At 71.4% G+C, this 13770-nt stretch carries 14 protein-coding genes; 5 read left to right on the plus strand and 9 right to left on the minus strand.

What is annotated here, in order from left to right; genetic code table 11:
- Positions 1-99 precede the first annotated feature (99 nt).
- The 3 genes from rfbA to A4A78_RS05085 are packed head-to-tail and all read left to right on the plus strand — an operon-like array spanning position 100 to position 3424.
- Complete coding sequence (rfbA, locus tag A4A78_RS05075) at positions 100-987, plus strand: glucose-1-phosphate thymidylyltransferase RfbA (protein WP_062947276.1); 888 nt, start codon at positions 100-102, stop codon at positions 985-987.
- On the plus strand, positions 987-2000 hold the full coding sequence (gene rfbB / locus A4A78_RS05080) for a dTDP-glucose 4,6-dehydratase (RefSeq protein ID WP_062947277.1): 1014 nt from the start codon (positions 987-989) through the stop codon (positions 1998-2000). The genes rfbA and rfbB overlap by 1 nt, the downstream gene beginning before the upstream one ends.
- The gene (locus tag A4A78_RS05085) at positions 1997-3424 is read left to right on the plus strand and encodes a bifunctional dTDP-4-dehydrorhamnose 3,5-epimerase family protein/NAD(P)-dependent oxidoreductase (protein WP_062947278.1); all 1428 of its coding nucleotides are present in this window, start codon (positions 1997-1999) and stop codon (positions 3422-3424) included. The genes rfbB and A4A78_RS05085 overlap by 4 nt, the downstream gene beginning before the upstream one ends.
- Positions 3425-3452: 28 nt before the next feature.
- Here the strand turns inward: A4A78_RS05085 and A4A78_RS05090 are convergent, their stop codons facing one another.
- The 8 genes from A4A78_RS05090 to A4A78_RS05125 form a co-directional block, all read right to left on the minus strand.
- A complete protein-coding gene (locus A4A78_RS05090; protein WP_082835192.1) occupies positions 3453-4328 on the minus strand; it encodes a M23 family metallopeptidase in 876 nt (291 codons plus the stop codon).
- 175 nt (positions 4329-4503) lie between these two features.
- Positions 4504-4728, minus strand: coding sequence for a hypothetical protein (locus A4A78_RS05095; RefSeq protein WP_062947279.1), 225 nt, complete (start codon positions 4726-4728; stop codon positions 4504-4506).
- A gap of 50 nt (positions 4729-4778) precedes the next feature.
- Positions 4779-5075 (minus strand): DUF4235 domain-containing protein, encoded by a 297-nt coding sequence (locus tag A4A78_RS05100; protein WP_010549391.1) that lies wholly within the window; start codon positions 5073-5075, stop codon positions 4779-4781.
- 58 nt (positions 5076-5133) lie between these two features.
- Complete coding sequence (locus tag A4A78_RS05105; protein WP_062947280.1) at positions 5134-5517, minus strand: DUF3618 domain-containing protein; 384 nt, start codon at positions 5515-5517, stop codon at positions 5134-5136.
- Position 5518: 1 nt separating this feature from the next.
- A complete protein-coding gene (locus A4A78_RS05110; protein ID WP_062947281.1) occupies positions 5519-5914 on the minus strand; it encodes a phage holin family protein in 396 nt (131 codons plus the stop codon).
- A gap of 313 nt (positions 5915-6227) precedes the next feature.
- Positions 6228-7355 (minus strand): patatin-like phospholipase family protein, encoded by a 1128-nt coding sequence (locus A4A78_RS05115; protein ID WP_231880845.1) that lies wholly within the window; start codon positions 7353-7355, stop codon positions 6228-6230.
- A gap of 486 nt (positions 7356-7841) precedes the next feature.
- Positions 7842-8978, minus strand: a complete 1137-nt coding sequence (locus tag A4A78_RS05120; RefSeq protein ID WP_062947282.1) for a Gfo/Idh/MocA family protein — start codon at positions 8976-8978, stop codon at positions 7842-7844.
- Positions 8975-9799 carry a sugar phosphate isomerase/epimerase gene (locus A4A78_RS05125; RefSeq protein ID WP_062947283.1) on the minus strand — a complete coding sequence of 275 codons (825 nt, stop codon included), beginning with the start codon at positions 9797-9799 and terminating at the stop codon, positions 8975-8977. Before A4A78_RS05125 ends, A4A78_RS05120 begins: the two co-directional genes overlap by 4 nt.
- 162 nt (positions 9800-9961) lie before the next feature.
- Between A4A78_RS05125 and A4A78_RS05130 the strand changes: the two genes are divergently transcribed.
- The gene (locus A4A78_RS05130) at positions 9962-10705 is read left to right on the plus strand and encodes a TetR/AcrR family transcriptional regulator (RefSeq protein WP_231880846.1); all 744 of its coding nucleotides are present in this window, start codon (positions 9962-9964) and stop codon (positions 10703-10705) included.
- Positions 10706-11094: 389 nt separating this feature from the next.
- Complete coding sequence (locus tag A4A78_RS05135) at positions 11095-12327, plus strand: MFS transporter (protein WP_255360969.1); 1233 nt, start codon at positions 11095-11097, stop codon at positions 12325-12327.
- Between the two features lie 238 nt (positions 12328-12565).
- Here A4A78_RS05135 and A4A78_RS05140 read toward each other — a convergent pair whose 3' ends face one another.
- Complete coding sequence (locus A4A78_RS05140; protein ID WP_062947285.1) at positions 12566-13471, minus strand: hypothetical protein; 906 nt, start codon at positions 13469-13471, stop codon at positions 12566-12568.
- Positions 13472-13770 lie beyond the last annotated feature (299 nt).

Below are 13770 nucleotides of genomic sequence, written 5' to 3' on the forward strand. Positions count from 1 at the left end.
TCGAAGGCGTCGGCGCCGGTCGGCCGCGCCGCCTGCCGTGTCGGCCACATCCCGCGGAACGGACGAAGGATTCCACCTCTCGCCTGCCAGAATGGGCACATGCGCGGAATCATCCTCGCGGGCGGCACGGGCTCCCGGCTGCACCCGCTCACCCTCGGCGTCTCCAAGCAGCTGATGCCCGTCTACGACAAGCCGATGATCTACTACCCGCTGAGCACGCTGATGCTCGCGGGGATCCGGGAGATCCTGATCATCACCACCCCCGAGGACCGGGACGCGTTCCAGCGCGTCCTCGGCGACGGCTCCCGCTTCGGGATCGAGCTGGAGTACACCGTCCAGCCCTCCCCGGACGGCCTCGCGCAGGCGTTCGTGCTGGGGGAGGAGTTCCTGGACGGGCAGCGCTGCGCGCTGATCCTCGGCGACAACCTCTTCTACGGCCAGGGCATGGGCACCCAGCTGCGCCGCTACGCGGAGGTCGACGGCGCCGCCGTGTTCGGCTACTGGGTGAGCGACCCGCGCTCCTACGGCGTGGTGGAGATGGGCGAGGACGGCCGTGCGCTCTCCCTCGAGGAGAAGCCCGCCGCGCCCCGCTCGAACCTCGCCGTGCCGGGCCTGTACTTCTACGACCACACCGTCGTCGAGCGGGCGAAGTCACTGCGGCCCTCGGCCCGCGGCGAGCTGGAGATCACGGACCTCAACCGCGGCTACCTCGAGGACGGGCAGCTGCAGGTCGAGGTGCTCACCCGCGGCACCGCCTGGCTCGACACCGGCACCTTCGACGACCTCGCCGCGGCCGGCGAGTTCATCGCCACCGTCCAGAAGCGGCAGGGCCTGTCCATCGGCTCCCCCGAGGAGGTCGCCTGGCGGATGGGCCACCTCTCCGACGAGGAGCTGCGAGAGCGGGCGCAGCCGCTGGTGAAGTCCGGCTACGGCCGCTACCTGCTCGACGTCCTCGACCGTGAGACGACCCCCGGAGGTTCCCGCTGATGTCCCCCCACCTGCTCGTCACCGGCGGTGCCGGCTTCATCGGCAGCAATTTCGTCCACCACGTCCTCGCCCACACGGACGCGCGCGTGACCGTCCTGGACAAGCTCACCTACGCCGGCTCCGCCGCCACCCTCGCGGGGCTTCCCGAGGACCGGGTGCGCCTGGTCGAGGGCGATGTCGCCGATGCGGCGCTGGTCGAGCAGCTCGTCGCGCCGCTGACCGGTGAGGGCGATGCGATCGTGCACTACGCGGCCGAGTCCCACAACGACAACTCCCTGGCGGACCCGTCCCCGTTCCTGCAGACCAACCTCACCGGCACCTTCACCCTGCTCGAGGCGGCGCGGAGGCACGGCACCCGCTACCACCACATCTCGACCGACGAGGTCTACGGCGATCTCGCGCTGGACGATCCCGAGCGGTTCACCGAGACCACCCCGTACAACCCCTCCAGCCCCTACTCCGCCACCAAGGCCGGCAGTGACCTGCTGGTCCGCGCCTGGGTGCGCTCCTTCGGGGTGCAGGCCACGCTCTCGAACTGCTCGAACAACTACGGCCCCCGCCAGCACGTGGAGAAGTTCATCCCCCGCCAGATCACGAACCTGATCGATGGGATCCGCCCCCGCCTCTACGGGAAGGGCGAGAACGTGCGCGACTGGATCCACGCCGACGACCACTCCTCCGCGGTCCTGACGATCTTGGAGAAGGGCCGGATCGGGGAGACCTATCTGATCGGCGCCGACGGGGAGAGGAACAACCTCGAGGTCGTGCAGATGCTGCTGCAGCTGATGGGGAGGGAGGCCGACGACTTCGACCACGTCACCGACCGTCCCGGCCACGACCTGCGCTACGCGATCGACTCCACCAAGCTGCGCGAGGAGCTCGGCTGGGCCCCGGCCTACCCGGACTTCGCCGCCGGCCTCGCCGCGACCGTCGACTGGTATCGGGAGAACGAGGCCTGGTGGCGCCCGCAGAAGGCCGCGACCGAGGCGAAGTACGCGCAGGTGGGCCAGTGACCGCGCTGCCCGTCGTCCACGAGACCCCGATCCCCGGCCTGCTCGTCGTGGACCTGCCCGTCCACGGGGATGCGCGAGGCTGGTTCAAGGAGAACTGGCAGCGCGAGAAGATGCTCGCCGCCGGGCTGCCGGACTTCGGGCCCGTCCAGAACAACATCTCCTTCAACCAGGCCCCCGGCGTCACCCGCGGCATCCACGCCGAGCCCTGGGACAAGTACATCTCCGTGGCGACCGGTCGGGTGTTCGGCGCCTGGGTGGACCTGCGCGAGGGCGACTCGTTCGGCGCCGTGTTCTGGCACGAGATCACCCCGGAGGTCGCGATCTTCGTGCCCCGCGGGGTGGGCAACGCCTTCCAGACCCTCGATGCGCCCTCGGCCTACACCTACCTGGTCAATGATCATTGGTCCGCCGCCGCGCAGTCGCAGTACACCTTCCTGAACCTCGCCGACGAGACCGTCGCGATCCCCTGGCCGATCCCGCTCGCGGAGGCGGAGCTCTCGGAGAAGGACCTGAACCACCCGCGCCTGGCGGACGTCGCCCCGGTCCCGCCGCGCCGCACCCTCGTCGTCGGCGCGAACGGTCAGCTGGGGCGCGCGCTCGCCGCGCGCTGGCAGGGGCGGGCCGACGTGGACCTCGTCGGCCGCGATCGCCTGGACCTCGCCTCGGCGGAGTCGGTCGCCGCCTTCGACTTCCGCCCCTACGGCACTATCGTCAACGCCGCCGCGCACACCGCCGTCGACGCCGCCGAGACGCCGGAGGGCCGGGCCGAGGCCTGGGCCGTGAACGTCGACGGCGTCGCCCGGCTCGTCGAGGCCGCCCGCGCCCAGCGCGCCGCCCTCGTGCACGTCTCGAGCGACTACGTCTTCGACGGCACCGCGAAGGTCCACGACGACCCGGAGCCGCTGACCCCGCTCGGCGTCTACGGGCAGACCAAGGCCGCCGGCGACCGGCTCGTCGCAACCCTGCCGGAGCACTACGTGCTGCGCACTAGCTGGGTGGTGGGGGAGGGTAAGAACTTCGTCGCGACCATGGCGAGCCTCGCCGAGCGCGGCATCGACCCCTCCGTGGTCGACGACCAGATCGGCCGGCTGACCTTCACGGACGACCTCGCTGCCGCGATCGAGCACCTGCTCGCCGTGCGGCCCGAGCCGGGGGTGTACAACCTCAGCGCCGGCGGGGAGCCGACGAGCTGGGCCGGGATCGCGCGCCAGGTGTTCGCGCTGACCGGCCATGATCCGGAGCGCGTCACCCCGGTGCCGACGGCCGAGTACTACGCCGCCCAGGGGAGGGCCGAGGGCGACGGCACCATCGCGCCGCGCCCCCGCAGCTCGGTGCTGGACCTCGCGAAGATCGAGGCGACCGGCTTCGTCGTGAGGGACCAGGCCGAGGCGCTCGCCGCTCATCTGGGAGTCGTCGCCCGCTGAGCCGGGACCGACGGGCACCGTGCCGGTGTCAGCGGGCGGCCTCCTCCGCGACTGCGGTGAACAGCTCCTCGTTCGCGGGCACCCCGGTCCGCACCGCGCCCTCCTCGTCGAGATAGCGCCAGAGGAACGGCACACCCTTCGCGGTGGTGATGTCGGGACCGTCCATGAGCTGGACGTGGACGTGCGGGTCGGAGGAGTTGCCGGAGTTACCGCACTGCCCGAGCACCTGACCGGCCCGCACCCGCTCACCCGCCCGCACCGTGGGGGAGCCGCGCCGGAGATGGGCGAGCACCGCGACCGTCCCGGCAGGGACGTCAGCCCCGTTGTCGTCGGGGGCCTCCCCGCTCCCGGCCGCGCCCACCATGACGTGGTTGCCCAGCAGGTGCCGCGGCGAGCCGAGGCTGCGCACGAATCCCTCGAGCAGCAGGTACGCGATGCCGGGCAGGGAGAGGCGGCTGAGATGGTCGCGGCTGGTGCCGTGCACAGCGATCACCTCCCCGTCGAACGGGGCGAGCACCTCCTGCCCGAAGGACGGGAACCCCTCGGGCCGACGCATCGGCGCCCAGAACGGATCCAGGGCCCGGGGCGAGGCGCCCTCGGGCTCGTGGGTGATGTCCAGGGCGTAGGTCTGCGCGAGATGATGGGTGTGAGACGGGACCGATGAGGCGGGGGAGTTCAGGCCGCGCCACCGCCCGCACACCGGCACCGCGACCGGCACCGGGTCCTGCTCCTGCGAGGGGCGCTGGAGGCGGGTCTGGAGGAACTGGCCGACCAGGCCCAGCACGACGAGCGCGACCCCCAGCAGATAGAAGACATCGATCCCGCGGCCCAGCGAGACCGTCACGATGATCAGGAGCGCACCGAGCGCGAGCGCCGGCCGGGACAGTCGCAGCACGGAGGACATCGAGGAACCTTGCCGGTGAGGGGGGCGGAGATGCACCCACAGTACGCACTGCCGGCCTGGTCCGTCCCGGGTCTTCCGCGACCGCTCAGAGGGGCCTCGCCGCCTGGACCCGCAGCGTCGGGCTCAGGCGGCGCGGACCCCCGGCCGGCCCGACGGCCCCGGGGCGACCGACGGGTCAGTGCCCGTAGCCGCTTCCCGGCTCGGTCCGCTCCTCCGCATCGATCTCGTCCTGCTGCGCCTCGATGATGCCGTCGTGCTGCTCGGCCTCCTCGCGGGAAAGCCTCTTGGTGCGCTCGTCGACGAGGTCCTCGATCTCGTCCGTCGACGAGCTCTCCTCCCTCTGGTCCTCCGGGTGGGGGCGCGCCTCGTCATCAGGGTGGTGCATCGGTGTGCTGGTCATGTCGGTTCCTCGTCTCCTGGTCGATCGGTCCGGTGGTGTCTCCGGACGGGTCAGTCGCCGGGCCACTCCCCGAACGTCTTCTCGAAGGCTCGGGCTCCGCCGCGGTCCACGAGCGCCTTGACCGTCGCGTAGATCGCGCCCTGGAGCGCGGCGGCGATGAGGATCTCCCGCAGCGGGAACTCGGACTCGAGCGCCTTGGGGGTGTCCTTCGACCGTGAGGGAGAGGCGACCTTCCAGAGCTGCTTGAACAGCACCCCGGAGAGGGCGCCGCTGAGGATCCCGCTCACCAGGCCGACGGGCCGGTAGAGGATCTTCGCGGACGTGCTGGTGGGTTTCCGATGGGCCATGAGGTGCTCCTTCGCGCAGTGCAGTGCAGTGTGGCGGGCCCGGCCGGGAGGGGCCGGGTCAGCGCCGGCGGGTGATCAGCAGGCCGACGCCGGCGAGGACCGCGGCGCCGGCGACCGCGGCGAGCAGCGCCGGGACGGGGCTGTGCGGGTCGGCGGCTGTGTGCCGCGCGTGGGAGAGCGTGGACAGTGCGCTCTCGCGGGCGTGGTCGACCTGCTCACGGGCGCGGTGCGTGAGCCGGCTGATCTGCTCATCGGCCTGCGCCTTCGGGTCGAGCTTGTCGGAGAGGGCCTCGACCGTCTCGCCCAGATCGCGGCGGGTGCGCGCGATGTCGGCCTCGATCTCGTCGGGGCTCGCGTCGTCGGCCGGTTCGCGGGGTTCGCCGGCGCCGGGGTTCACGCGGATGTTCTCGTCCTGGCCGGGCGTGGCAGCTGAGTGGGACATGTCAGATCCGCTCCTTGATCTCTCGGGCGTCGCGGCGCACGGTCTCGACCGTGCGCTCCGGCGCGGGGGTGAGGCCCTCGGCTTTCTTCTTGCCGAGCAGCGCGGCGATCCCCGCGGCGATGAACACGGCGACGGTGACGATCAATGCCGCGGCCCAGGCCGGCAGGAACAGAGCCAGGACCAGGATCAGCGTGGCCAGGAGCGTGCCGACGCCGAACCAGGCGAGGATCGCGCCCGCGCCGAACAGCCCGGCGGCGGTCCCGCCCTGCTTGGCCTTCTCGGTGTACTCGGCGCGGGCGAGCTTCAGCTCGTCCCGCACCAGCCGTGCGGTCTGCTCCGACAATCGGTCCACGAGATCGGCGACGGACGGTTCCCCGGGGGGTCGAGAGGTGGTCACGGGATGCTCCCTTCTCAGCAGTCGCTCCCACCACGCCGCGCCGATGATCGGGGCGGAGCCCCGCCCCGGCGCGCTGTGCGGCGGGGTGCGAGACGGATCTGGTGGTGCTGGCCACAGCCTAGGGACGGCGCGGCAGCACCGGCCATGGTCGGCGGACCGGCGCGGAGGTCCTCCGCCCGTCGCGCGCCGCTGACCTGCGGCGTTCCGGCGCCAGGTAGCCCAGGTCGAGAGCGTCCGACCGTACGGTCGCGGAGCCGGGAGGACACCCAGATGGCCCGCAGCCTGTGGAGCCTCTCCGAGGACCTCACCGGCGTCAGCTTCCCCCTGGGCGGGCCAGCCCGCTCCTGTGCCGCTCCACGTACCGCCGGAAGTCCCACGGCTCCTGCCCGCGCTCGTCACCGTCGAGGAACTCCGTCGCGGCCTTGCGCCCCTTGCGGTACAGCAGGTCGCGGTCCTCGTCGGAGAGGTCGAACTGGGTGGGGCGCACCGCCGCGGTGTCGATGAAGATGGTCCGCTCCACCGCATGCTGGGCGTCGATGTGCATCCGGTCGTAGAACCCGGTGACCGTGTCCACCACCGCCTTCCCGAAGGAGAGCGGGCCGCGGATCCGGTTGCGCTGGCCGAAGTCCGCCTCCGGCTTGGCCGAGAGCTTGATGCCGAAGGTGGGCCAGCGCGGCGGCTCGCCGCCCGGCCGATCGAACACGGAGACCGGGAAGTTCGAGAGCATCCCGCCGTCCACCAGCACCGCAATGCCGCCCGCGGGGGACTTCCATCGCACCGGCCGGAAGAACAGCGGGATCGAGGACGAGACCCGCACCGCCTCCGCGATCCGCAGACGCTCCGGGTCGCGCCCGAACTCGGCCGCGTCGCGAGGCAGCAGTCGCAGCTTCCCGGCCGAGAGGTCCGAGGCGGTGACCACCAGGCGGTGACGGCGCGGATCGTCCCTGCTCACGCCCACCTCGGGATCGTCGATGACGAGGTCGCCGAAGGTGCCGGTGCCGCCTGCCGGGGCGTGCTCGGCGAGCTGCTCCTCGAGCCACCGGGTGAGGAAGGTGCCGCGATGGATGCCGTTGTGCAGCAGGATCGAGAGCGCCTTGCCAGGCAGGGTGCGGGTCCACCACGGCCCGTCCTCGAAGCGCCGGTAGTCGGTGGCGCGGAGGATCTCCACCATCGTGGGCCCGTCGATCCCCGACGCCGCGAGCGCCCCCGCGATCGCCCCGGCCGACGACCCCGCCACCCGGTGCACCCGGTGGCCGCGCTCCTCGAGCACCTCGATCGCCCCGGCCAGGGCGATGCCCTTGACCCCGCCGCCCTCCATCACGAGGTCGACCCGGCGCGAGACGTCCTCGCCCCCGGCGTGCGCAGATTTGCCCTCATCTGTCGAGTGCAGGGCGGCGCTCGGCGGGGTGTCGGGCGAGACGGCAGGCTGCGGGGACGTCATGGCGTCCAGGCTAGGGGAGCGGTCCGACGCCGAGCCGACGCGGCCCGACCGCGGGCAGGCCGGTGGACAGATCCACGACGAAGGGATAGCGAACATGGGCGAAGGGCGTGCTCGAAAGCCCATGTCTGCTGACCGGCCGACCTGCGACGGCGCGTCATGCAGGACCTCGCTCGGGCCGAAAGTTTTGTGCCTGCGGCGACTCATGCGAGCCCGCAGATGAGTCCTCACGGCCACGAAAGCTCACCGGCACCGCGCCGGCCGGGTCCACGACGTCGCTTCCCGCCGCCGAGGCGTGGCGATGTGACGGTATTGGGCCTCATACCGTCACAAACTCAGATCTCGATCGCGTGTTGCCCGGTCTGCCCCGTCCAGCCCGCACCCCGCGCCGTCCCGTCCTGCCCCCACCCCACCCACGCAACAACCCGCCGAGGCCGATGCGATCGCTCGCACCGGCCCCGGCGGGTCAGGATCCTGCGGAAGCCCTGTTCAGAGAGTCTTCGCCAGCGGGTCGAAGCCTTCGGGCAGCACCGGCACGGTGTCCACCGACGACTCGACGGTGACGAACTCGCCGCGCTCGGCCGACTCCTCCGCGGAGAGCATGATGTCCAGCACGTGGTAGCCCACCTCGCCGCTCGCCACGTGCGGGCGACCGTCCTGGATGGCGCGGACCATGTCCAGCAGGCCCAGGCCACGGCCGGTGACCGGGCCCTCCTGCTGGATCTCGATCCACTCCTGCTCGGGCGGCGCCTCGCCGAAGGACTCGAAGGGGCGCACGTAGGCGATGCGGCCCTCGAACATGTTCGGGTCGGGGATCGAGAGCGAGCCCTCGGTGCCGTGGATCTCGACGATGCCCTGACGAGCCAGCGGCGAGTCGAAGCTGACCAGCGAGGTGCCGGTCTGGCCGCCCTCGAACTGGGTGAGCACGGAGATGGTCGACGGCGGCTCGACGGGGAACTTCTGCCCCTTGTTCGGGCCGACCAGGATCTCGCGCTCCTCCTGCGCCTTCAGCCCCATCGCGGCGACCTTCTCGACGGTGCCGAAGAGGCTCACCAGGGTGGTGAAGTAGTACGGGCCGATGTCGAGCAGCGGGCCCGCGCCCTTGGCGAACAGGAAGGCGGGGTTGGGGTGGAAGACCTCCGGGCCCTGCCACTGCATGGAGGTCTGCGCGAACAGCGGGCGGCCGATGAGGCCGTCGAGGATCGCGCGCTTGGCGGTCTGGACGCCGGCGCCGAGCACGGTGTCGGGGGCGCAGCCGATGCGCAGCCCGGCCTCGTCGGCCTGCTTGAGCAGCGCGGCGGTGGACTCGCGGTCCAGGCCCAGCGGCTTCTCGGTCCACACGTGCTTGCCCGCGGCGATCGCCTGCGACGAGATCTCCGTGTGCACGGCGGGGATGGTCAGGTTCACGACGACCTGCACGCCCGGGTGGTCCAGCACGTCCTGCGCGGTGCCGGAGGCGGGGATGCCGTACTTCTCGGCCTGGGCCGCGGCGACCTCGGTGTTGAGATCGCCGAGGATCAGGACCTCGAGGTCGGGGAAGGTGGTGAGGTTCGTCAGGTACTGGTCGGAGATGACTCCGGTGCCGATGAAGCCGACGCCCACGGGGCCGTTGAAAGGGGTGCTCATGCTGCGAGTCCTCCGTCGATCAGGAAGCGGTAGCTGTTCTCGACGTCCGCGAAGACGTCGCCGGGGGCGTTGTCGTACTCGATGACGGCGTACTTGACGTTCGTCGCGGCCTTCATCGCCTCGACGGTGGGCACCTCGCCCTGGCCGGCGTGGCGCTGGTCCAGGCTCGAGGAGCTGAACTTCGGGGCGCCGGGAGCGAAGGGGTTGGACTCGGGCTTGACGCCGTCCTTGACGTGGATCGCGACGAGGCGGTCGCCGAGCTCCTGCACCAGCGCGACGACGTCCTGGCCGCCGACGAGGGCCCAGTACAGGTCCAGCTCGATCTCGACCGACGGATCGACCAGCGACAGGAAGCGCTGGTAGGCGGTCTGGCCGTCGAAGTCCGCGAGGAACTCCTGGGCGTGGTTGTGGTAGCCGACCGCGAGGCCGAACTCCTTGGCCTTCTCGGAGGCGGCGTTGAGGCGCTCGGCGATGTCCTTCACGCCGTCCTCGGTGAGCCAGCGCTCGGTGGGGACCATCGGGTCGATGACGGTCTTCATGCCGATCTCGGCGGCGGCCTCGAACACGACCTCGTTGGAGGGGGTGGGGATGGAGCCGTCCGGGGTCCACAGCTCGTCGGAGAGCAGCGGGGCGTGACCGGTGGGGGAGGCGAGGCCGGAGGCATCCAGTGCCACGCGGATCTCCTTCGGGCGGCGCACGAAGTCGAAGGCCTCGACGTTCTTCAGGCCGATGCCGGCGAGCTTGTCGAGGGAGCCGTTCATGTCTGCGGAGAACTCCGCGGCCAGCGTGTACAGCTGGACGGAGGCGAGGGGCAATGCCACGGGTGACCTGCTTTCGGTACGTCGTCGTCAGAGGGCGGGTCGCACTCGCCGGCCCGCGGCGCGCGAGGGATGGGGCGGTGCGTGGACGACAGCGTAACACCGGATCCCACCAGTTGGAGGTTTTGTCTGGGATCGGCGTCCGACGGCGCATACTGTGGCGCCATGAGCACCGACGACGAGCCCGCCGAGGACCCCGCGAACCCAGCCGCGAGCTCCGCCTCGAGCCCCGCCGGGGATCCCGCGACCCCTGCCGACGACGCCGCCGGACCGGCCGGTCCGTCGGCCGCCGGAGCGCCGCGGGCCCGCGGCATCGGCCGTCAAGGCTCCTACTCCAAGGGCATCGCGCGGAGGCAGGAGATCCTCGACCGCGCGATCGAGGTGTTCCGCGACCGCGGGGCCGACGGCACCTCGCTGCGCCGGATCGCCGAGGCCATCGGCGTCTCCCACGGCGCGCTGCTGCACTACTTCTCCTCCCGCGAGGAGCTGCTGGTCGCCGTCTACGAGCACGCCGAGCGCCGACGCGACCTCGACCGTCTCGAGCGGGAAGGTCCCACCGCCCTCGACGACGAGCTCGCCGTCGAGGTGATGGCCAATGCCGCGCTGGCGAACCTCGAGGTGCCGGGACTCGTCCAGCTCTACTCGACGCTGGTGGCGACCTCGCTCGAGAGCGAGCGGGGACCGGCGAAGGAGTTCTTCACCGCCCGGTTCGAGAACGTGCGCGGGGGCCTCGCGACCCGGCTGCGCGAGGACCAGGCCGCGGGCCGTGTGCGGGGCGACGTCGACCCCGAGCAGATGGCGGCCCTGATCGTGGCCGCCTCGGACGGCCTGCAGATCCAGTGGCTGCTCGAGCCCTCGATCCAGCTGCAGCAGACCCTCGAGCTGTTCGCGGTGCTGCTGGAGCCGTGAGGGGCTGACGTAGCAGTACGGGGGACGCGAACCGACGACAGGAGAATCGCCGATGATCAGCGGATGCGGCGGCGGCCGACGGCAGGCCCTGCTGGGCCGGGGTGAAGGGTGCACGCTCGGACTGCTCGGCGATCCAAGGAAAACTCTTAAAGTTGGATGGTTGACCGTGGCAGACCACCTTAAGAGTTATCCAGGGCCGAGTGACGCGGCCCTGTCTGCGAAGTCTCTCCTGCCGGGCCGCCCTTGTCCGCCGTCGGCGGCCGACCGTAGGCTGAGCCCGACCCCGGCCCTCTGACCAGCGCCTCTCCGGCGCAGACGGGCTCCGCACGACAAGCCTGTCCCGCCCACGAGATCCACGAAGAAGGTCGATCCCCACGGCCACGCCGACCCTGCGCCGCTTCGGCCCGCTCCGCGACCGCTACTCCCGCCCGTACCTGATGACCGCCGGCCTGTCGATGATGGGCGACAACATCGAGCACGTCATCACCTACTGGGTGCTGTGGGAGGTGTTCGCCTCGCCGTGGCTGGTGGGCTTCCAGGTGATCAGCCACTGGCTGCCGTTCCTGCTGTTCTCGGTGCTGTTCGGCGGGCTCGCGGAGAAGTACGACTGCCGACGCATCATCCAGATCGCCCAGGGCCTGTTCGCGTTCGTGTCCCTGAGCTGGGGCCTGCTGTTCCTGACGGGCACGCTGGAGATGTGGAGCGCCTGCGTGCTGCTGGTGCTGCACGGCTGCGCCGGTGCGCTGTGGGGTCCGGCCGAGCAGCTGATGCTGCACGACTTCGCCGAGCCCGCCGAGCTGCCGAGCGCCGTGCGGCTGAACGCGACGTTCAAGTCCCTCGGCGTGCTCGCGGGCCCCGTCGTCGGCTCGCTCCTGCTGCTGCTCCTGGGGCCGACGTGGGGGATCCTCGCCAACATCGTCTTCTACCTGCCGATGACGCTGCTGATGCTGCGCACCCCGTTCACCGGCCACTCCCGCAGCGGCTTCGTGCGCCGCGAGCGGATCTCGATCCTGGACACCCCGCGGGTGCTGCGCACCGTCGGCAGCGACAAGGTGCTGGTGGGCATGATCGCGCTCGCCGGCCTGATCGCGGTGTGCGTCGGCGCGTCGCTGCAGGTGGCGATGCCGAACTTCGCCCAGGTGCTCGGCGCCGGGGACGAGGGCGGCCTCGGCTACGGCGCGCTCCTGTTCGCCAACGGGATCGGGGGAGTGGTGGGCGGCTTCCTGCTCGAGGCCACCGGGATCCTGAAGGTCGACGTGCGCGGTGCGGTGATCGCGGCGGTGATGTTCGGGCTGACCTCGCTGATCGTCGCGACCACGACCAGCTATCCGATCGCGCTGATCGCGCTGGTGATCGGCGGCGTCGCGAACCTCGCCGCGACCGCGATCGGGCAGGCCCTCGTGCAGCTGCGCGCCCCGGAGGACCAGCGCGGCCGCGTCGTCGGCGTCTACTCGATGATCGGCAGCGGCATGCGCACCGGCAACGGGATCACGATCGGTTGGCTCGGCGCGCTGCTCGGCGTCAGCGGCGCGGTCGCCGTGGGCGGGCTCGCGCTCGTGGTCGGCGCGCTGCTGATCGGCGTGCTCATCGCGCTGCAGACTCGCCGCGGCGCCACCGCCTGACGCGGGCTCCGGCGCACCATCGCCCCGGCGGGCGCGGGTCACCGCATCCGGCGTTCCGACTGCCGCCGGGCTCCGCGCCGCTCGACCCGACCGGTGCGGAGCGCACCTTTTGTGAGCCCACGACTCATGCGGGGGCCGACATCGGTCCTCCAGGCCACAAAACCTGCGTCGTCGAGGGACTCGGCCCGGCGGCCGAGCAGTCACCGTGGGGCGGTGCGGGTCGGTGCCCGCCGACGGGTCAGAGTCCGCGGCGGATCTGGTGGATCTTCAGCCCAGCGCCGAGGAGGATCGCGGCGGCCGCGATCCCGGCGGGGACCAGCATGTTCGATCCGGTCGCGGCGAGCGCATCGCCGTCGGAGGACTCGGAGCCCGAGCCGTCGTCGCTCGAGCCGCCGTTGTCGGAGCCTGCGGGCACCTCGATCTCGGAGGCGTCGGCCGACGGGTCGATCACGGTGCGGGCCTGCTCGGGAGTCGTGCCGACCGAGCCGGTGGAGACCCCGCCTGCGAACAGCTTGGTCATCAGCACCGCGAGCGCGGCCGACTGCTTCTGGTCAGCGGTCGCCTCCTGCTGGGCGGCCGGGAAATCGTTGGTCGCCGAGCCGGGCGCGACCGGCGGCTGCGCGGGCGCGTTGCTGCCGCTCGCGGCACTGTCGTTCGCGGAGGACGCCGAGGTCTCGCCGTCCTCCTCGTCGCCAGGGAAGGGCTTGGTGGGGAAGCCGGACGCGGCGGTGTCGCCGCCCTGCTGCTCCTCCTCGGAGCCCTCAACGTTGCCGGACTCGTCGCTGTTCACGGAGTCCTGATTCGTCTCGTCGTCGGAGCCGGAGCCACCGGTGTCGGAGCCGCCGCCGTCGACGACCTCGTCGTCGTCCGAGTTCTGGTCGTCGCCGCCCTGCTCCTGGCCTTCGTCGCCCGAGTCCGAGCCCTCACCGCCCTGCTCATCGTCGCCGGACTCCTCGGAGTCTTCGCCTTCATCGGGATTGTCGCCGCTGCCGCCCTCGTCCTCGTCGGAGCCTTCATCCCCGTCGTCTTCGCCCTCACCGTTGTCGCCGCCACCGCCAGTCCCCGGCGGGGCTCCCTCGACGGTGAACGAGCCGTCTGCAGGCTGCGCCCCAGAGCCCTCGTAAGTGAAGATGAATCTGTGCACTCCGCCGACCTCGGGTTCGAAGGTGCCACTGACTGAGCCGAATCCATCGGTGGAAACGTCAACTGGCGTTGGGGCATTATCAGGCCCAATTACGTCGAGCTTGATCGCCCCGCGCTCCGGGAAGCACTGACCCGTGATCGTGACCATTTCCCCGACCTTCGGGGAGGTCGGGCTGACGAACGCCTGCGGGATCGCGTCCGGCGGGCACTCGGTCTGTTCGGGCGGATCGCCACCTCCGTCGGACGGACCGCCCGGCGCGGCATACACAGCAGTCGGCCCGACAGCGAACGCCGCAAGCA

The sequence above is a fragment of the Brachybacterium sp. sponge genome, assembly GCF_001613775.1.
GTDB classification, from domain to species: domain Bacteria; phylum Actinomycetota; class Actinomycetes; order Actinomycetales; family Dermabacteraceae; genus Brachybacterium; species Brachybacterium conglomeratum.